Here is a 17,434-nt window from a genome sequence, read left to right as displayed (position 1 = left end):
GCGCGCGGAAGTCCCGATTCCCAGAGTGTCAATCAGCGCTTTCCGCATGGCACGCGGCCCCGGTTTTGAAGCAAACGCGCCCTGATCCGGCCCTGTAGACGCCGAAATCCCGAATGAAGCTTCGGATCAGCCCTTCGAAAGGCGCGCCACGCCGCAAGAAGCGAAAGAGCGCGAGGTATTCGGGGGCCTGACAGGAGCGTGTCGACCATGAAGTTTTTCACAGGATGTGTGGCCGCTGCCACGCTGGCGCTGGTGGCGACGGCCGCCGAGGCACAAGTTCCGGCCAACGGCGCTGCGCGGGCCGCCTATATCGCGGTCTCGGATTTCGACGGACCCTATGGGCCGCCGGAAGCCGCGCCGCCGCCGCCCCGTTACGGTTACGGCTATGGCTACGAGGAGCGCGGTCCGGCGCCGGCGCTGCTGCCGTCGACCGAGGTCTACGCTGTGCTGCGCGACAACGGCTTCTCGCCGCTCGGCATCCCGCGCCTGCGCGGCGGCGTCTACACCATCGCGGTGATCGACCGCCGCGGCGACGACGGCCGGCTGGCGATCGATGCCCGCGACGGGCGAATTCTGCGCTTCATGCCGGCCGCCGACGCCTTCGGCATGGCGCCCAGCGATGAGGTGCCGACGGTTGCACCTTACCGTCCACAAAGCGCGCTGCCGCCGCCGACCATGGTCCGCAGCGGCCCGCCGCGTCCGCCGGCCTCCATCCCGCATGTCGCCAGCCGCACCGTGCCGCTGCCGAAGGCCGCACCGCGCCGCGGCGAGGCGCCTGTCGCCGCCGCCAAGCCGGCCGCGGCAGCTCCGCAGCAGGCACAAGCGCCGCAGGCACAGCTCACCCAGCAGACCGCCGCCGTGCAAGCAAAGCCCGCCGAAGCCGCACCGCAAACCGCCGCGCCAACCGTCGGTCAGGCCAAGCCGGCTCCGACGATCATGCCGACGCAGGAGATGCCGGCGGCGCAGGGGCTGGACTAGCGCGCTCGCTTGACGCGACTGCGCGCCACGCGCTGGACGGAGACCTGAGCAAAACAAAAGCGCCCGAAGAGCTCGGGCGCTTTTTCATTGCGGCGATCGCGCGCTCAGCTGCGCGGATACCCCGCCGCTTCCAGGATCAGATTCGCCACGTCCTTCGGATGCGACACCAGCGAGAGGTGGCCGGCATCGAGCTCGATCGTGGTTGCGTTCATGCGCTTGGCGAGGAAGCGTTCGAAATCGGGATTGATGGTGCCGTCGTTCTTCGACACCGCGTACCAGCTTGGCTTCGTGTGCCATGCAGCTTCCGTGGTGCGGCCGGCGAAGATCGAGGCGGCCGTCGGCCATTGCACGGCGTAGAGCTCCCTGGCCTGCTCCGGCTTCACGCCATTGGCAAAATACTTCAGGAAGGCGTCTTCCGAGAGCTTTGTGTAGCCGTCGCGTTCGACGATGCCGGCGCGGGCCGGGCCTGCCGGAAACTGCTTCGACAGCGCGACGAAGTCTTCGTTCGCATCGGGCGCGCGTGCGGCGACGTAGACGAGGCCGGTGACCTTCGGGTCGTTGCCGACCTGGCTGATCACGGTGCCGCCCCAGGAATGCGCGACCAGCACGGTCGGGCCATCCTGTTCGGCCAGCGCGCGCTTGGTCGCCTCGACGGAGTCCGCAAGCGACGACAGCGGATTTTGCACGGCGGTGACGTGCAGGCCCGCGGCCTGGAGGATCGGGATCACCTCCGACCAGCTCGATCCGTCGGCCCAGGCGCCGTGCACCAGAACGACGTTCTTGGCTTTCACCGTCTGCGGCGTCTGCGCGTGAGCCAGGCTGATGGGGGCCGCCAGCAAGCTCGCGGCGACGAAAAGGCTGCGCCAAAGTGACATGATCGTGCTCCGTATTGTTTTTGCTGCGATGCCCAAAGGACGGAGCGTGTGGTCGCGGCGTTACATGTCCTCACCGTTCTGTGATGCAATGCAAAACAAAAAAACGCCCCGGGGCACCGGGGCGTTTTCGCAACTTGGCGGCTGTCGGCGTGCTTAGGCGGCGACCGAGCTCTCGATCACCTGCGCCTTCGGCGCGCCCGCGTTGATGGCGATCTGGCGCGGCTTCTTGGCTTCGGGAATCTCGCGCACGAGGTCGACGTGAAGCAGCCCGTTCTCGAGCGAGGCGTCCTTCACCTGCACGAAGTCGGCAAGCTGGAAGGCGCGCTCGAAGGCACGCGCGGCGATGCCGCGGTAGAGCACTTCGGACTTCGAGTTCTCGTTGGCGACTTTCTCGCCCTTGATCGTCAGCGTGTTTTCCTTCGCGACGAGGGAGAGCTCGTCCTTGGCGAAGCCGGACACCGCAACCGTGATGCGGTAGGTGTTCTCGCCGGTACGCTCGATGTTGTAGGGGGGATAACCGGGGCTGCCGTCCGAACCGGCCTGGTCGAGCAGGCTGAAGAGGCGGTCGAAGCCGACGGTGGAACGGTAAAACGGAGTCAGGTCGTAGGTACGCATGGTCTAGTCCTCCATTGAGCGACTGTTGGTAACCCGCCCGCCAATCGGGCCGGGCTTTAGTCTGTGTGCAGCCTAATGTTCCGGTTCCGAAACACTGGTAGCGGCCTGCACCATGGTGATATGGGTTCAGGGGAACGGCGTTCAAGAGGGCGGCAAGTTGCGCCTTTTCGGCGCTCCAGCCCCTTGATTTGCAGCATTTCTCGCCCAATGACGCTGATCTCGATTCCGTCCAATCCCGTTCCCGAAGACGTCGTCAGCGGCACCATCAAGACACCCGATGGCGCCGAGCTGCGCTTTGCGCGCTGGGCGCCGCCGGCGAACCGCAAGGGCACGGTCTGCGTCTTCACCGGACGCAGCGAGCAGATCGAGAAATATTTCGAGACCGTGCGCGACCTGCGCGACCGCGGTTTCGCGGTGGCGATGATCGACTGGCGCGGGCAGGGCCACTCCTCGCGCCGCCTGCGCGATCCGCGCAAGGGCTATGTGCGCGACTTCTCCGATTTCGAGATCGACGTCGAGACCTTCGTGCAGCAGGTGGTGCTGCCGGATTGCCCGCCGCCCTTCTTCGCGCTCGCCCATTCCATGGGCGGCACGGTGATGCTGCGGGTGGCGCACGCGGGCAAGCGCTGGTTCGACCGCATGGTGCTGTCGGCGCCGATGATCGACCTGCCCGGCCGCGCCACCTCGTTTCCGGCGCGGGCGCTGCTGAAGACGATGCGCCTGATGGGGATGGGCGGTCGCTATGTCCCGGGCGGCAGCGACCACATCACCGGGCTCAATCCCTTCATCAACAATCCGCTGACCAGCGATCCCGTGCGCTATGCGCGCAATGCCGCGATCCTGGAGGAGGATCCGACGCTCGGGCTCGCGTCACCGACGGTCGCCTGGGCCGATACCGCCTTCCACGCCATGAACACCTTCAAGGGCAAGAACTACCCTTCCCAGATCCGCCAGCCGATCCTGATGCTGGCGGCCTCCAGCGACACCGTGGTCTCGACCGCGGCGATCGAGGAGTTCGCCTACCACCTGCGCGCCGGCTCCCATCTCGTGATCGCCGGCGCCAAGCACGAGATCCTCCAGGAGCAGGACCGCTACCGCTCCCAGTTCTGGGCCGCCTTCGACGCCTTCGTGCCGGGCACGCCGCTGTTCAAGTGAGGAAGCAGCGGCGGGGCGAGGTAAGAAGACCAGCTCACAGCGTCTTCAGGTACTCGATCAGGTCGTAGCGCTCTTGCTCCTTGAGCACGCGGCCGATGGTGCCGTCCTTGCCGGGGCCCGGCGTGCCATCGAACGAATGGCCGGCATTGCTGTTGCCGAAGGTCTCGGTGCCATCAGACGCTCGCGTCGAGAAGTGCGACTGGCCGGTCTTGCAGCTCTCGCCGTCGACGACCGCGAAGCCGACCTGCTTCGGATCGTAGTCGCGACCACCACCCATGCAGAACGATTTGGGGCGCTCGGCCGCGGGGCTCAGCATCCAGTAGAGCGAGGGCACCGATCCGTTGTGCAGGTAAGGCGCGGTGGCCCAGACGCCGTTGAGCGGGCGCGCGCGATACCAGGGCGGCGGCTCCTTCGCCTCGGCCGGCTGCGGACCGGGATTCGGGCAGTTCTTGCGCTCACCCCACCAGGCCTGCTGAACCTTCGGGTCGATCTTCGCATCGTCCATCGCTTTGCGGCTGACGATGTCGACGAGCACCATCAGCCCGACCGAGTACGGCATGTCGGTCGAGGAAATAGCCGGCAGATTGCAGCTCCACCAGGCATTGAGCTTCTGCGTGGGATCGAGCTCGAGAAAGCCCGGGACCTGAACCGTCCGCGTCTGCAGCACGCTCGCCTGAGCGGGATCGGTCCCCATGCCTTTGACGCTCTTCTGGACCTCGTTCAGGAATTTGTCTTTGCCGATGGTCTCCCAGCGCGACGAGGACCAGATGCTCTGGTCCGGAAACTCGGTGTCGAACACGGGATCGTTGACCGGCCCGAGATGGCATTCGACGCAGATCTGCGCGTAGAGCTTGCGGCCGTTCTTGACGCGCTCACCATCGATCTTCCAGGCATTGTCGCCGAAGATGTCCGACGGCCATTTCGGCGATGTCAGTCCGGAGAGCTGCTTTTTCGGATAGGGCGCCGACCCCTTCAGCAGATCCTCGATCCAGTTCAGATTCTTGATATCCATCGACGAGCGGAACAGCGTGTCCTTGGGGGTATTGTCGGACAGATTGAGCAGCGCCGTCACGCCCAGCGCTTCGCCGGCGTTGCGGATCAGCGGTTGTTCGATGGACGCGTCATATTGCGCGAATTTGAGCCAGGGCACGGTCCAGATCGGCGGGAAGCTGACCGGCGCGTCCTTGGCATGCAGATTCTTTTCGAAGCCGCTGAGGCCGCTGAGCGTCATGTCCTGGGCGAAGACCTGATTGCCGATGCGGTTGAGCGCGTCGAGACGGCCGTATCCTTCCTCGGTGTCCTGCTGCTTCTCTTCCCGCTTCGTCTTCTCGTTGAATCTCGTCTTGCCGTCGATGGTTTTCGCGTAGGTCTTCTCCCAGTCGATCAGGAACGTGCTGATCGTGCGCAGCTTCTGCTTCAGCGCATCGCGATCCGCACCGCTGGCGGAGGGGCCGAGCACACGGTCGGCGAAGCGGGTAAAGCGACCCGGCACGAGGAGCGTGTAGGCGATCGACAGACCCGTCGTGACCTCGAGCTTCCTCAGGTCGGTCATCGCCGGGCCGCCGTCGAAACGGATGTCGATGCCTTTGTAGTGAATCTGGCCGGTGTGGCAGGCGGCGCAGGTCAGGCCGATCCGGTCGTCGCCGACCTGGCCGGTCGCAGGATCGGGTACGCCGGTCATGCGCGCAAAGCCGACGGGCAGGCCGTCGACGTTTTCGGCCTGGGTGCCCCAGTTAACCGGCGGATCCCAAAGTCGCGCCGGCACCGGCTTGGTCTTGTCGTAGACATTGGCGTAGCCGAACCGGCGCAGCGTGGCGTCGTCGGTGTTGATCGTCTGCGGGCTCGGGATGAAGCCGAAGCGCTGGAGATGGTCGCTGTCATGCAGCATCCCGGGCTTTGCGAAGAAATGAAGCCGCGGCTGCTCGAGCGCCATGAACCAGCTGTAGGGCACCGGGAAGGTCGCGGTGCCCTGGCTGGCGTGATGAAACCAGTGCCGGTCCTCCAGCGCCCAGTTTTGCTCGAGCCAGTACGCGGCCTGGGGTTCGACAAGCTTCGGCAATGGCGGCGCCACGAGGTCACCGAGGATGCCGGGCAGCATTGGCTGGAATTGATCCGGAAAGCGCAGCGCCACGACGCCAAAGACGAGCAGCGCGGCGACTAACCCGCCGGCAACGCGCAATATGAGCGAGGGCGGTTTGACCGGCTGGCTGACGACCCGCTGCGTGATCCTCTCAGGGAATTTGCGCTCGTTGAACAGCGTACGCACGTCGGCGATGGCGAGATAGCGGTTCTCGCCTTCACCCTTGCCCATGATCTTCAGCAGGATGGGCCATTCGAACTGCATCAAGATCCGGTAATACCAGCGCGCAGCGCTCCCGGCGCGCTTGAAGTTGTCGCGCATGTAGGTCTGTATTTCCGACGCGTTGATGCCGGGCTCGGTGCCGCCGCCGTTCGGATCGGTATAGTCCCTGCCGAAGCTGGCCAGGCGGGCGATCTGATCCTCGTTGACCTTGCCGTCGACGCCGAGGATGCGCGAACCGGCGCCGCGCTTGTCCAGGGGGCCGCCGCGCAGCGCATCGAGCTGTGCGCCCGAAAAGATGCTCTTCAGGATGTGACCGAAGCCGTTGGCGATCAGTGCGATGCCGCGGGTCTCGACACGGGCCACCGTCTTCATCAGCCCCTTGTCGCCGCTCGCATTCGCGATCGTCTGCGATAGCTTGCCGATCGGGACGGTCCCGCCGTCGACGAAACCTTCGCCAACGAGGCCGCGCAGGAAAGGGCAGGGATTGTCTGGCGAGACCTGGATCGAGGGATCGAAGGGAGGCTTCGAGGCGGGGTCGTTCATGGCCCAAAATCCTGAAAACAGCGAATCGTGAAATGAAGACGCGCCGATAGAGCGCGGAAAGTCCTAACAAACCGACAGCAACTTATACTACTTCAGCGTGTAAAGAAGTGTGGCTGAATTCACGGTCCTGTCAATAAAAGCCGGCCCGAGGTTGCGAGGGGACGGGGGCGGGACCGAGAAGGCCTGCCTGTCAGGACTCGGCCGCGCGTTTGACGTCGCTTTGCACCAGGGTCAGCTTGCTGAGCGGCACGCCCGCGTTCAGAAGCCCCTCACGGTAATGGGCGAGGTCCTCGGGCCGCTTCCAGTGGAAATTGCGCAAGTGACGATCGACATTCAGCGTCGGGTAGTTGCGCATCAGCACGCCGACGGCCTCGCCCGCCTCATCGTCCCGACCCAACTGTGCCAGCGCCGCGGCACGGATCGCCAGCGCCTGCATGTGGTTCGGGTTGATGTAGAGCTGCTCGCGGGCCCAGGACAGGGTCGCGTCGTATTGCCCCAGCAGATAATGGCTGAAGGCGTTCAGCGCGGCCCATTGGTAGCGCGGGTCGCTGTTGTCGCGCTGCGCGGCCATCGAGAACAGCTCGATCGCCTCGCGGTGCTCGCCGATGACGAAATGGCAGATGCCGAGCACGCCGCGTGCGCCGTTGTCGTAGGGGTTGAGCGCGACCGCGCGCTTGGCGGCGTCCATCGCGGCCTCGTAATGCGCCTCCATGGCATGCGCCCAGGACAAGATCGAGAAGGCGAAGGAGGAGCGCGGGTCGAGCCGGACGCTGGTCTCGGCGAGGGCCATCGCCTCGGCCCACATCTCGCGTGTGCCCTTGACCCACCCGAACTGGATGCTCTGGATCTGGATCGTGGCGAGATAGGCGTGCGCGATCGACAGTTTGGGGTCGAGGCTGATGGCTTCGCGGAACAGGTCGACGGCGGTGGCCAGGTCCTCCTTGGTCTGCCGGTAGTAGTGCGACAGCCCCTTGAGGAAGCGGTCCCAGGCGGTCACGTCGGTGGAGAGCCGCGCCGGCGCCGAGGCCTCCGCCCGGACGATCTCGGTGGCGATGGCGGCGGACAGATTGGTGGTGATCTCGTCCTGCATCGCGAACAGTTCGCCGATGTCGCGGTCGTAGCGGCCGGTCCAGAGCTGCTCGCCGGTCTCCGGCGCGACCAGCTCGGCGGTGACGCGGATCTTGGCTCCGGCGCGCCGCACCGAGCCCTGGATCAGATAGGTGGCATCGATCTCGCGCGCGATCAGGCGGGTGCTGGTGTTCTTGCCCTTGAACGCGAAGGTCGAGTTGCGGCTCAGCACGCGATAGAAGGATTGCAGCGACAGCGCGTGGATCAGATCCTCGGTGAGGCCGTCGGAGAAATATTCGTCCTGGGCGTCGCTGAGATTGGCGAAGGGCAGCACACCGACGATCGCTGTGCGGTACTGCTGCGACAGCACCGACGCCTCCCGGAGCTCGGGCGCGAGCGCTGGCGCACCCTCGGGCATCCAGGTCCAGACCCCGATCGGGTCCTTGATGTTCTTGAAGCGATGGTTGCCGGCATCGACCAGCAGCGCGGTCAGGTGCTTGCTCGCCTCCCGGTAGGCCTTGGCCGAGATGGCGAAGCCGCCGGGGCTCGCCACCGCTTCGAGGCGGACGGCAATGTTGACGTCGTCACCGAATACCTCGTCCTCGTCGGCGATGACGTCGCCCATGTGGATGCCGAGGCGAAACTGCATGGCGCGCTCGGCAGGCAGGTGATGGTTGCGCTCCGCCATCAGCGTCTGCATCGCGATCGCGGCCTCGACGGCGCCGACGATGCTCGGGAACTCCAGCAGGAAGCCGTCGCCGGTGTTTTTGACGACGCGGCCGCCATGGTTGAGGATGATGGGATGGATCGCGCTGCGATGGGCCTTAAAGGCGGCATGGGTGCCGGCCTCGTCGCTGCCCATCATGCGCGAATAGCCGGCGACATCGGCGCAGACGATGGCGGCCAGACGTCTTTCCATAGCCCGGAGCTCCAAGGGATCGATGACCGGCCCCCGCGTGGCAGTCGCCTCGAATCCCGCATTTCCAAGAACACTGCCTTTATAGAGCAGATAAGGCCGAGCGAAAGCATGATCCGCATTGCAAATTTGAGGTAAATTCTCCGCAATCCTGGCGGTGGACGGCGGCGGCCGAACCGAATAAGCCCGCCTTTCAAGGCTGACGGGGGCACCTCACATGCTGGGCATTCACGAGATCTGGCTCTTCATCCTGTCGGGCATATTGCTCAACATCACGCCTGGCCCGGACTCGGTCTACGTGATCGGCCGCAGCATGCAGATGGGCTGGCGGGGCGGCGCCGCGGCCGCGCTCGGCATCAGCTTCGGCTGCTTTTTCCACGTTGCGGGCGCGGCAATCGGCCTTTCGGCCCTGCTGATGGCCTCATCGACCGCCTTCTCGATCCTGAAGCTGGTCGGCGCGGCCTATCTCGTCGTGACGGGACTTCAGATGCTGTGGTCGCGCCCGGCGCTGGCCGCAGCCATCGACGAGCCGGAGCGGAGCCCGCTGCGGCGGGTCTTCCTCCAGGGCGTCTTCACCAACGCGCTCAATCCCAAGGTCGCGCTGTTCTTCCTGGCCTTCCTGCCGCAATTCGTCGCAGCCGATTCTCCGCACAAGCCGCTCGCCTTCCTGACGCTCGGCCTGATCCGCCTCCACGTCTTCACCTCGTCGCGCGCACCATGGTGGACGATCCAGGACGATCTGCCCCAGCACGAAAAATGGGTGCCTGGCTACGAACCCAAATCGTAGGCCTCAGGCGAACTCCTTCAGCAGCGCGCTGCCCGCGAGATAAACGCCGAGCAGGATCATCGCGATCAGGAACCAGCGGCGAAACGCTTCCGCCGGCATCCGCGCCCGCACCGACTGGCCGACGAACATGCCGGCGAAGGCCATGGCCATGCCCACGGCGCCCGGCACTGCGTTCGCCGGCGTCAGCAATCCGCCGGCGGTGAGATTGAAGGCGAGCGCCAGCGTCGCCGTTGTGAAGAACACGCCGAGCGCCTGCACCAGTTCGTCCTTCTCCATGCCGATCGCCTGCATGAACGGCATCGAGGGGATCACCTGCACGCCTGTCGAGGCCGAGATCACGCCGGTGATCACGCCGACCACGCCGCCGACCCATTTCTCGTTCTGCGGCGCGACGTGGAACTTGAATTTGCTGAGCCCGATGATCGCGTAGATCACGAGCAGGATTCCGAGCACGATCGTGCCGTAACGGGCATGCGGGCCGGTCAGCGCGCCGGCATTGAGCCAGCATCCGATCACGGTGCCGATCATCAGCGGCCAGAGCCGCCTCAGGATGTCGCGCAGATAGGGGCCGGCGAAGGTCTGCCAGATATTGGTGACGATGGCGGGCACGATCACGATGGCGATCGCGCGGCTCGGCGCCATGTTCACCGCGAGCAGGCCCATGGACACGGTCGGCAGGCCGAGCCCGACCACGCCCTTGACGAATCCGGCGATCAGGAAGACGGCGGCGATGAGGATGAGGAGCGGGTCAATCATATCTTGCACATTGACCGAAGCCGCGCGCCGGCACAATCTGGAGGTTACGGAGACAGCCTTCGTTCTTGGCGGAGGCTGAGGAGAATCCGGCCATGCGCTTCGACCTCGTTGACCTCCAGCTCTTCATCGCGGTTGCCGACCAGCGCAGCATCACCCGCGGCGCCGAGCGATCAAATCTCGCCTTGGCCTCTGCCAGCGCGCGCATAAAGGGGCTCGAGGACGCGCTCGGCGTCGCGCTGCTCAAGCGCGGGCGGCGCGGTGTCGAGCTGACTGCGGCGGGCGAGAGCCTGCTCGATCATGCACGGGTCGTGATGCACCAGGTCGACGCCATGCGCGGCGATCTCGCCGGCTTTGCCAGCGGCGTGCGCGCGAGCGTGCATTTTCTCGTCAACACCTCGGGGCTGTCGGAGCATCTGCCGAAGGCGCTGGCGGGCTTCCTGCGCGAGCATCGCGACGTCGCCATCGACATCGAGGAGCGCGAGAGCACCGATATCGCGGCAGCAATCACCGCCGGTGCCGCCGATCTCGGCTTTGCCGCCGAGCACGCGCTGCCCGACCATATCGAGCGTTTCGTCTTCAGCGAGGACCACCTGACATTGGTGACGTCCAGGCGCGGTCCGTTCGCCGGCCGCCGCCAGATCGATTTCCAGGAGGCGCGGGATTGTGATTTCGTCGGGCTGACCAGCGCCACTGCGCTCCAGATGCACATTTCGAAGCACGCCGCCCGGCTCGGCATGCGTCCGCATTACCGTGCGCGTCTGCGCGATTTCGATGCGATCTGCCAGATGGTCGCCGCTGACGTCGGCATCGCCCTGGTGCCGATATCCGCCGCCCGCCGCTGCGCCAAGCTGATGCCGCTGGCCATGGTCCGCCTGCGCGATGCTTTCGCCAACCGCAAGCTCGTGATCTGCGCCCGCAGCTTCAAGGCGCTGCCAAGGCCGGCCAAGATGCTGGTGGAGCATTTGCGGGCGGCGGCGGTGTAAGAGGCCTGTTGATGTGAGCCTGCGCTGCGGCTGTGCGCACAACTGCGCTCCCTCCCCCCTTGCGGGGGAGGGCGGGGGAGAGGGGTGGCCCAGGAAAAGGTATCGCTGTCGCGAAGAAGAGAGATCGATGGAGTCCCCGTGTGGACCCCTCTCCCTAACCCTCCCCCGCAAGGGGGGGGAACGCACCTACCTCGTGGCGGCGTCACGACTCAAGCCGTTGATCACTTCGCCGTCTCGACGCCGGCGTCCTTGATCACCTTCGCCCACTTCGCGGTCTCGTCCGCGATGAAGCTGCGAAAATGCTCCGGCTCGTCGCCGATCAGCGTCGCGCCTTGGGCGGCGAGCTTTTCCTTGACGGCCGGATCCGCCATGGCCTTCGTCGCCAGGCCATGCAGCGCGGTGACGATCTCCTTCGGCGTGCCCTTCGGCGCCACCATGCCGTACCAGTTCTCGATGCGAAGATCAGCAAAGCCCGCTTCCGCGGTGGTCGGCACGTCGGGCGCGGTCGCGGAGCGCTCGGCCGAGCCGACCGCGATCGGCTTCAACGCGCCCGCCTTGACCTGCGGCAGCAGCACCGGAAGATCCAGGAAGGTCATCTGCACCTGCTGGCCCAGGAGATCGTTCACCGCGGGAGCAGCGCCACGATAGGGCACGTGTACGATGTCGATCTTGGCCGTCAGCTTGAACAGCTCACCGGCGAGGTGCGGCAGGCTGCCGGGGCCGGAGGAGGCGAAGTTGAGCTTTCCGGGCTGCGCCTTGGCGAGCGCGATCAGCTCGCCGATGTCCTTTGCGGGCACGTTGGTGGCAACGACAAGCATTTCCGGCACGGTCGCAACCAGCGTCACCGGCGTGAGGTCGCTCGAGGTGTCGTAGGCGACCCGCTCCATGCTCGGGCTGATCGCGAGCGCGCCGGCCGAGGAGATGGCGATGGTGTAGCCGTCAGGCGCGGCCTTCGAGACCGCGTCGGTGCCGAGCACGCCGCCCTGGCCGCCGCGATTGTCGATCAGCACCGGCTGCCCTGACAGCTCCGACATGCGCTGGCCGATCACGCGGGCAATGATGTCGTTGGGCCCGCCGGCCGGGAACGGCACGATCAGCTTGATCGGTTTTGCGGGGAAATTCTGCGCGGAGGCGAGGGCGGGAAACAGGAGCAGGAATGCGAGGAGGAGCTTAGGCCAGTTGTTCATGCAGGCTCTTTTCATGCACGCTCCTTGGGGCGCTTATCCGTTGAGCAGTTTCAGTGCTTCTTCGTGAACTCTAGCGTCGCCGGCCGCGATGATGCGGCCGCCGCCCTGGGCCGGCTTGCCTTCCCAGGTGGTGACGACGCCGCCGGCGCCGGTCACGATCGGGATCAGGGCTGCGATGTCGTAAGGCTTCAGCTCGGTCTCGACCACGAGATCGACGTGACCGGCCGCCAGCATGCAATAGGAGTAGCAGTCGCCGCCATAGCGCGACAGCCGCGCGCCCTGTTCGATGCGGCTGAAAATGGCGCGGTCGCGTTCGTTCATCAGCAGCGGGCTGGTGGTATAGCTCGTTGCTTCCGACAGCGAGGCGCAGCGGCGGACCTGAAGCCGGCGCTCGCCGGACGGGCCCTTATAGGTGGCCGAGCCGTTGTCGCCGGAGAAGCGCTCGCCGATGAAGGGCTGGTGCATCATGCCGTACACCGGCGCGCCCTTGTGCAGCAGCGCGATCAGCGTGCCCCAGATCGGAAAGCCGCCGATGAAGGATTTCGTGCCGTCGATGGGGTCGAGCACCCAGACATAATCGGCGTCCTCGCGCTCATTGCCGAATTCTTCGCCGACGATGCCGTGCTGGGGGAAGCTCGCCTTGATCAGCCGGCGCATCACCGCCTCCGCGGCGCGGTCGGCCTCCGTCACGGGGTCGAAATCCTTGGTCTTGCTCTTGTCGTCGATTGACAGCGAGGTGCGGAAGAACGGCAGGATGGTTTCGCCGGAGGCGGTGGCGAGCCGTCCGATGAAGGCTGAGAAGTCGATCACCGTCACGGCGCATCCTCAAAACGAAAGTCGGGTGAAGCTCGCTCCTGCCTAGCTCAATTCGCTTCTCGCGTGCAGCGCTGAGTTGGTTTGCTCCCTGGTATTTTGGATGCCGCAACCGGCTGCCCCGTCCCAGTCATATGCTGGCCAAATATCGATCATAGAGTTGAAAACTTAGTTCCGAGTATGCCTCGTTCGTATGCAAACGGTTATCAACCCATTGAATTTCCTTATCAAAGAAACTGAATCTGGGTTTCGCTATAAGCAATTGAGCCATGTGCATATTGCATGGGAAACGGCTCAAAAGCCCTTGCACTTTGTGCGTCGCGGCCGCATATTGTTGCGGTGCGGTAGCGCTCTGCGTTACCGCTGCCCTCCTTGGGCGTTTCCTCCCTAGACTTGGGCCGCTTCTTCATCAGAAGCGGCCCTTTTTTCTTTGAGCCTCGATCTTCACTTCGAGCGCGCGAAAACGCGAAGCGAAGATTCGGCGCACGATACGCTGGCAGCTTGATCTGATGTTTGATCGGCGACGCGATCGCGCGGCGACGGCTCGCGTCTATTCAGCCGCGGCCTGGAACGGGCCGAGATCGCCGAACGGGATCGTCGTCGCCAGCACGTCGGCGAGCACGCCGAAGTCGCTTGCCACTTGCGCAAAGCGCGGACTGCGCTCGCGCCGCCGCTCGTCCATGTAGATCGCGCGGTTGAGCTCGAGCTGCACCGCGTGCAGGCCGCTTGCGGGGTTGCCGTAATGCTCGGTGATGAAGCCGCCGGCATAGGGCTTGTTGCGGCCGATCGAATAGCCGAGCCCGCCCATGGTCTCCTCGACCCTGTCCGGAAGCAGCGGTGTGCAGCTCGTGCCGTAGCGGTCGCCGATCACGATGTCGGGCCGCCGCGGCTCGTCCCTGCTGACGCCGACCGAGGGCATCGAGTGGCAATCGACCAGCACCACGGTGCCGAACATCTGGTGCACCTTGTTGATCAGCCGGCGCAGCGCGCGATGATAGGGCTTGTAGAGCGTCTCGATCCGCGCCAGCGCATCGTCGACCAGGATGCGTTCGCGATAGATCTCCTGGCCGTCGCCGACCACGCGCGGGATGGTGCCTAACCCGCCGGCGACCCGCATCGAGCGGGTATTGGCAAAGCTCGGCAGCCGTCCGGTGAACATGCGGGGATCGAGCTCATAGGGCTCGCGATTGACGTCAACATAGGAGCGGGGAAAGTTGACCCGCACGGTCGGAAAGCCGCGCTCGCTCAAATGGCCGATCAGCTCGTCCATGAAGGAATCTTCGGACCGCCGCAGCGTCGTCAGGTCGATCCTGGAGGCGCTGAGGAATTCGTCCGGATAGGTCGAGCCGGAATGGGGCGAGTTGAAGATGACAGGCGCGCGCCATTGCGCGGGCTCCACGATCTCGAAGGCGGGCGACACGTCGCCGTCAAACCGGGTCATCTTCTCAGGCTTCGTCCCTTCGCGCCGCGGGATCCGGGTCTCGGATCGAATTGATTCGGCCGGTGGAGCGGCTCTTATGTGTCGTCATTGTCTGGAATCGCAACCATTCTGCCAAGCGAAAAGATGTGATCTGCGCTGGAACATGTCTTAACCGTGTGGGCAGGGAAGCGGGGATGCGCCGGCGCGGCTCGATTGATTCGTGCCGCATTCGGGTTCACAAGGGACCGGCAGCGCAGCCAGCCCAGGGTAAAGATTTTCACCCCAAATTTACCCTCTGTCGGGCTTAGTAACCTCTGCTGATATCCTCTGGGGATTTGACGTTTCCTGCCATGCCCAAAATCCTGCTCGCCGAAGACGACAACGACATGCGCCGTTTCCTGGTCAAGGCGCTGGAAAACGCTGGTTTTCAGGTCTCGTCCCATGACAACGGCATGGCCGCCTATCAGCGGCTCCGGGAAGAGCCGTTCGAGATGCTGCTGACCGACATCGTGATGCCGGAGATGGACGGTATCGAGCTCGCCCGCCGGGCCTCGGAACTCGACCCCGACATCAAGATCATGTTCATCACCGGCTTCGCCGCGGTCGCCCTGAACTCGGATTCGGACGCCCCCAAGAACGCCAAGGTGCTGTCCAAGCCCGTGCATCTGCGCGAATTGGTCAGCGAAGTGAACAAGATGCTGGCGGCCTAAATCGGCCCCCTTCGGTCCTTGCACCGGCTCCCCTGAGCCGTTATAGGGACCCGACCCGATCTAGAGACATCTAGGGCGCGTAGCTCAGCGGGAGAGCACTACCTTGACATGGTAGGGGTCACAGGTTCGATCCCTGTCGCGCCCACCATCCTTCGCTCGCGATAGCGAGAGAAGGATGCCACGCCGAAGCCCAAAGGGCACAGGCGGGCTGCCCGCCGCGAGCTTCGGTCAGGCAAGCCCAAACAATCCGCGATTGCGAAGCGTGCGTGTAGCCCGGATGGAGCGAAGCGCAATCCGGGATTTGCCCCGGTTCTGCAGCGAGCCACGCCCCGACAATACTCGATCGCAGCTATTTCAGTTCCGTGTTCGCGACCGGCAGGACGGAGGCGACGGACCAGCCGTTCGCATCCCGCACGTAGGTCTGGCTGATCAGAAACGTATTCTGTTGGGCTGGCTTGCCGGGAAGGCCGCGCGTGAAGACGATGGGAACGAGGACCTGCATGACCTCGTTCGAGATCACGGCGACGTGGAATTTCGACATGTCGGGTTCGAGGTGCCAGGTGCCCTCGTAGTAGCCCTTGAAGCGGTCCGCGACCGCATCACGGCCTCTCGTTTCGATGCCTCTCGCAAACAACAGCACGCCGGGCGAATTCCACAGCATGGCCTTCACATCGTCCGCGTTGTGCGCATTCTGCGCGGCAATGAATTTTTCGAAGATGGTTCGCGCCTGCGCATCATCTGCCGCGGCCAGCGCCGGCCCGGCCGACCAGGCTGTCGCGGCGAGAAACAGCGTTGCGGCAATTGCCGCAAGATGACCGCGCCGTACAAACGGTCGTAGCCTGATGGAGCCGCGAGACATCTTGGAAGGGGGCATGATCATCTCTCTTTTGGATGACAATGATCATACCATTGATCGCCGCGCCGGCCTTTCAGGATCGCGCGAGCGGCGGTCACCGTTGCATCACGGATGCGTTGGTTCACGCCACGTCCGATACCGCGGACGTGGCGCATCGTCGTCACACCGCCATCCGCCTTACGTCAGCGGCAACAGATGATCCGGGATCGGCACGGGTGCGGCCGGCACCAGCGATGCGACCGAGACGTGCGGCCAGGTCAGCCCGGCGAAATCCAGCATGACCTTCTGTGAATACTGGATCTGCGTCGTCGCCACCCTGACGTGGCCGCCCTTGAATCCCTTGTTGGGCACGAACGGGATCGCGGCGACGAAGCTCGGAACCAGCGGCACGTTGCTCCTCTGGCGCGGTTGCAGGATCACCGGCGGCGTTCCGGGCGGCAGGGCCGGCACGTCGATGTCGTAAACCACCGTCTCGATCCAGAACACCGCGTCCATCTGGAAGGCGTTGGCGTTCGAGCCATTGCCGCCCGGCGTCGGAACGGGCAAGCCCTGAAGGAACGCGATGTTCGCGGCGCCGCCGGCAAAGCTCGGCGCCTGCGGATGCGGGCCGGGCGAGGGGATGGCCGGCAACGGGCCGCCGGTCAGCGGCGTGCCAGGCTTCGTCGATGTCTCGATGACGATGGTCTGGGTGATGGTCTGATGCGCGATCTGATCGCGCAGCACCGTGTTTGGGTCGGTGATCATCGCCTGGGTGAGCTTGCCGGAAGCCATCAGTGCGGTCAGATCCTGAGGTAGCCTGCGAGTCGTCTTGTTGGTCGCGGTCTGGTTCTGGAATGTGATCTTGTTGCCCGGATTGCCGCCGATGAACGGTGTGATGTCGATGGCCGCGATGGTTGGCTTACCGGCGACCGGAGGCAGCGCGGTGCCTTGCGCAGTGATCGTCGTGCCGTGCGGGATCGACGCCATGCGCGCGACGGTGAACGGCTCGTGCGGATTGGTGGTGGCGGGCACCGCCAGCCAGATGCCGGGTTCGAAGTGAATGCCCACGGGCGTTCCCGTGGTGATGTCGTTGATGGTCTGGAGATACGGCACGCCGTTGAGGAATGCATCTGCCTGCTGCAGCGAGCCGCGATTGGGGATCGAGCCAAGATTGTTCGAGAACGACATCGTCTCGTCGGTGAGATTCAGCTCCAGCACGTTGTCGTCGGGGTCGGTGGTGCTGATCGGCCCCGGCATCGGCGTCGGCGTGATCTTGCTGTCGGGCCGGAAGATCGTATTGAATCCCTGTCCTGTGAAGGTGCCCGTGAAGGCCGACAGCGGACCGAGGATGGGCGGCAAGGTGACCGGCGGAGGCGCCGCGCGCCCGGCCGCCCCCCCCGCGGGCGGCCCCGCGGGCCGGAACACCAACACGACCTCCGGGATGGAGAAAATAGCGGTGTTTGTTTATTCACAGGTGAGTGGTTTTGGGTG

The 17,434-nt window shown here is 64.9% G+C and carries 15 protein-coding genes and 1 tRNA gene; 6 read left to right on the top strand and 10 right to left on the bottom strand.

Annotated elements, in window-relative coordinates; genetic code table 11:
* The first annotated feature begins 207 nt into the window (after positions 1-207).
* Complete coding sequence (locus AC0L3X_RS31870; protein WP_231143654.1) at positions 208-978, top strand: hypothetical protein; 771 nt, start codon at positions 208-210, stop codon at positions 976-978.
* Positions 979-1,082: 104 nt separating this feature from the next.
* Here the strand turns inward: AC0L3X_RS31870 and AC0L3X_RS31865 are convergent, their stop codons facing one another.
* Positions 1,083-1,853, bottom strand: a complete 771-nt coding sequence (locus AC0L3X_RS31865) for an alpha/beta fold hydrolase (RefSeq protein ID WP_063985699.1) — start codon at positions 1,851-1,853, stop codon at positions 1,083-1,085.
* A gap of 153 nt (positions 1,854-2,006) precedes the next feature.
* The gene (locus AC0L3X_RS31860) at positions 2,007-2,468 is read right to left on the bottom strand and encodes an Hsp20 family protein (RefSeq protein WP_063985698.1); all 462 of its coding nucleotides are present in this window, start codon (positions 2,466-2,468) and stop codon (positions 2,007-2,009) included.
* A 207-nt stretch (positions 2,469-2,675) separates the two neighbouring features.
* Between AC0L3X_RS31860 and AC0L3X_RS31855 the strand changes: the two genes are divergently transcribed.
* On the top strand, positions 2,676-3,623 hold the full coding sequence (locus AC0L3X_RS31855) for an alpha/beta fold hydrolase (RefSeq protein ID WP_028148092.1): 948 nt from the start codon (positions 2,676-2,678) through the stop codon (positions 3,621-3,623).
* Between the two features lie 34 nt (positions 3,624-3,657).
* Here AC0L3X_RS31855 and AC0L3X_RS31850 read toward each other — a convergent pair whose 3' ends face one another.
* Together AC0L3X_RS31850 and AC0L3X_RS31845 are read right to left on the bottom strand one after the other, a co-directional pair.
* Positions 3,658-6,468 (bottom strand): di-heme-cytochrome C peroxidase, encoded by a 2,811-nt coding sequence (locus tag AC0L3X_RS31850; protein WP_231143653.1) that lies wholly within the window; start codon positions 6,466-6,468, stop codon positions 3,658-3,660.
* Between the two features lie 190 nt (positions 6,469-6,658).
* Positions 6,659-8,455, bottom strand: a complete 1,797-nt coding sequence (locus AC0L3X_RS31845; RefSeq protein ID WP_063985696.1) for an adenylate/guanylate cyclase domain-containing protein — start codon at positions 8,453-8,455, stop codon at positions 6,659-6,661.
* Between the two features lie 214 nt (positions 8,456-8,669).
* On the opposite strand from AC0L3X_RS31845, the gene AC0L3X_RS31840 reads away from it, so the two are divergent.
* Entirely contained in the window at positions 8,670-9,239 is a 570-nt protein-coding gene (locus AC0L3X_RS31840; RefSeq protein WP_283017743.1) for a LysE family translocator, read from the top strand.
* Between the two features lie 3 nt (positions 9,240-9,242).
* Here AC0L3X_RS31840 and AC0L3X_RS31835 read toward each other — a convergent pair whose 3' ends face one another.
* Entirely contained in the window at positions 9,243-9,995 is a 753-nt protein-coding gene (locus AC0L3X_RS31835; protein ID WP_028148087.1) for a sulfite exporter TauE/SafE family protein, read from the bottom strand.
* Between the two features lie 92 nt (positions 9,996-10,087).
* Here AC0L3X_RS31835 and AC0L3X_RS31830 point away from each other — a divergent pair, with 92 nt between their 5' ends.
* The gene (locus tag AC0L3X_RS31830) at positions 10,088-10,978 is read left to right on the top strand and encodes a LysR substrate-binding domain-containing protein (RefSeq protein WP_063986722.1); all 891 of its coding nucleotides are present in this window, start codon (positions 10,088-10,090) and stop codon (positions 10,976-10,978) included.
* Positions 10,979-11,199: 221 nt separating this feature from the next.
* On the opposite strand, the gene AC0L3X_RS31825 is transcribed toward AC0L3X_RS31830, so the two are convergent.
* The 3 genes from AC0L3X_RS31825 to AC0L3X_RS31815 all read right to left on the bottom strand — a co-directional run bounded on the left by AC0L3X_RS31825 (position 11,200) and on the right by AC0L3X_RS31815 (position 14,419).
* Positions 11,200-12,165 carry a Bug family tripartite tricarboxylate transporter substrate binding protein gene (locus tag AC0L3X_RS31825; RefSeq protein ID WP_063985694.1) on the bottom strand — a complete coding sequence of 322 codons (966 nt, stop codon included), beginning with the start codon at positions 12,163-12,165 and terminating at the stop codon, positions 11,200-11,202.
* A 33-nt stretch (positions 12,166-12,198) separates the two neighbouring features.
* The gene (gene hisN / locus AC0L3X_RS31820; protein WP_014491808.1) at positions 12,199-12,981 is read right to left on the bottom strand and encodes a histidinol-phosphatase; all 783 of its coding nucleotides are present in this window, start codon (positions 12,979-12,981) and stop codon (positions 12,199-12,201) included.
* Positions 12,982-13,528: 547 nt separating this feature from the next.
* Positions 13,529-14,419 (bottom strand): N-formylglutamate amidohydrolase, encoded by an 891-nt coding sequence (locus tag AC0L3X_RS31815; RefSeq protein WP_014491809.1) that lies wholly within the window; start codon positions 14,417-14,419, stop codon positions 13,529-13,531.
* Positions 14,420-14,748: 329 nt separating this feature from the next.
* Between AC0L3X_RS31815 and cpdR the strand changes: the two genes are divergently transcribed.
* Positions 14,749-15,108: a cell cycle two-component system response regulator CpdR gene (gene cpdR / locus AC0L3X_RS31810; RefSeq protein WP_007597092.1), complete on the top strand. Its 360-nt coding sequence runs from the start codon at positions 14,749-14,751 to the stop codon at positions 15,106-15,108.
* Between the two features lie 73 nt (positions 15,109-15,181).
* A tRNA-Val gene (locus tag AC0L3X_RS31805) sits at positions 15,182-15,256 on the top strand.
* A 201-nt stretch (positions 15,257-15,457) separates the two neighbouring features.
* On the opposite strand, the gene AC0L3X_RS31800 is transcribed toward AC0L3X_RS31805, so the two are convergent.
* Positions 15,458-15,982 carry a Cif family virulence factor gene (locus AC0L3X_RS31800; protein WP_084795403.1) on the bottom strand — a complete coding sequence of 175 codons (525 nt, stop codon included), beginning with the start codon at positions 15,980-15,982 and terminating at the stop codon, positions 15,458-15,460.
* A gap of 159 nt (positions 15,983-16,141) precedes the next feature.
* Positions 16,142-17,368: a heme-binding protein gene (locus tag AC0L3X_RS31795; protein ID WP_473317110.1), complete on the bottom strand. Its 1,227-nt coding sequence runs from the start codon at positions 17,366-17,368 to the stop codon at positions 16,142-16,144.
* Positions 17,369-17,434: the final 66 nt, after the last annotated feature.

The sequence above is a fragment of the Bradyrhizobium sp. MI1.7 genome (assembly GCF_055811795.1).
This window is presented reverse-complemented; position numbering and strand designations above follow the sequence as displayed.

Bases quoted from the DNA above. Each gene is read 5' to 3' on its own strand.
- AC0L3X_RS31870 (WP_231143654.1), top strand. From the start codon at position 208: ATGAAGTTTTTCACAGGATGTGTGGCCGCTGCCACGCTGGCGCTGGTG.
- AC0L3X_RS31865 (WP_063985699.1), bottom strand. From the start codon at position 1,853: ATGTCACTTTGGCGCAGCCTTTTCGTCGCCGCGAGCTTGCTGGCGGCC.
- AC0L3X_RS31860 (WP_063985698.1), bottom strand. From the start codon at position 2,468: ATGCGTACCTACGACCTGACTCCGTTTTACCGTTCCACCGTCGGCTTC.
- AC0L3X_RS31855 (WP_028148092.1), top strand. From the start codon at position 2,676: ATGACGCTGATCTCGATTCCGTCCAATCCCGTTCCCGAAGACGTCGTC.
- AC0L3X_RS31850 (WP_231143653.1), bottom strand. From the start codon at position 6,468: ATGAACGACCCCGCCTCGAAGCCTCCCTTCGATCCCTCGATCCAGGTC.
- AC0L3X_RS31845 (WP_063985696.1), bottom strand. From the start codon at position 8,455: ATGGAAAGACGTCTGGCCGCCATCGTCTGCGCCGATGTCGCCGGCTAT.
- AC0L3X_RS31840 (WP_283017743.1), top strand. From the start codon at position 8,670: ATGCTGGGCATTCACGAGATCTGGCTCTTCATCCTGTCGGGCATATTG.
- AC0L3X_RS31835 (WP_028148087.1), bottom strand. From the start codon at position 9,995: ATGATTGACCCGCTCCTCATCCTCATCGCCGCCGTCTTCCTGATCGCC.
- AC0L3X_RS31830 (WP_063986722.1), top strand. From the start codon at position 10,088: ATGCGCTTCGACCTCGTTGACCTCCAGCTCTTCATCGCGGTTGCCGAC.
- AC0L3X_RS31825 (WP_063985694.1), bottom strand. From the start codon at position 12,165: ATGAACAACTGGCCTAAGCTCCTCCTCGCATTCCTGCTCCTGTTTCCC.
- AC0L3X_RS31815 (WP_014491809.1), bottom strand. From the start codon at position 14,419: ATGACCCGGTTTGACGGCGACGTGTCGCCCGCCTTCGAGATCGTGGAG.
- cpdR (WP_007597092.1), top strand. From the start codon at position 14,749: ATGCCCAAAATCCTGCTCGCCGAAGACGACAACGACATGCGCCGTTTC.
- AC0L3X_RS31800 (WP_084795403.1), bottom strand. From the start codon at position 15,982: ATGCCCCCTTCCAAGATGTCTCGCGGCTCCATCAGGCTACGACCGTTT.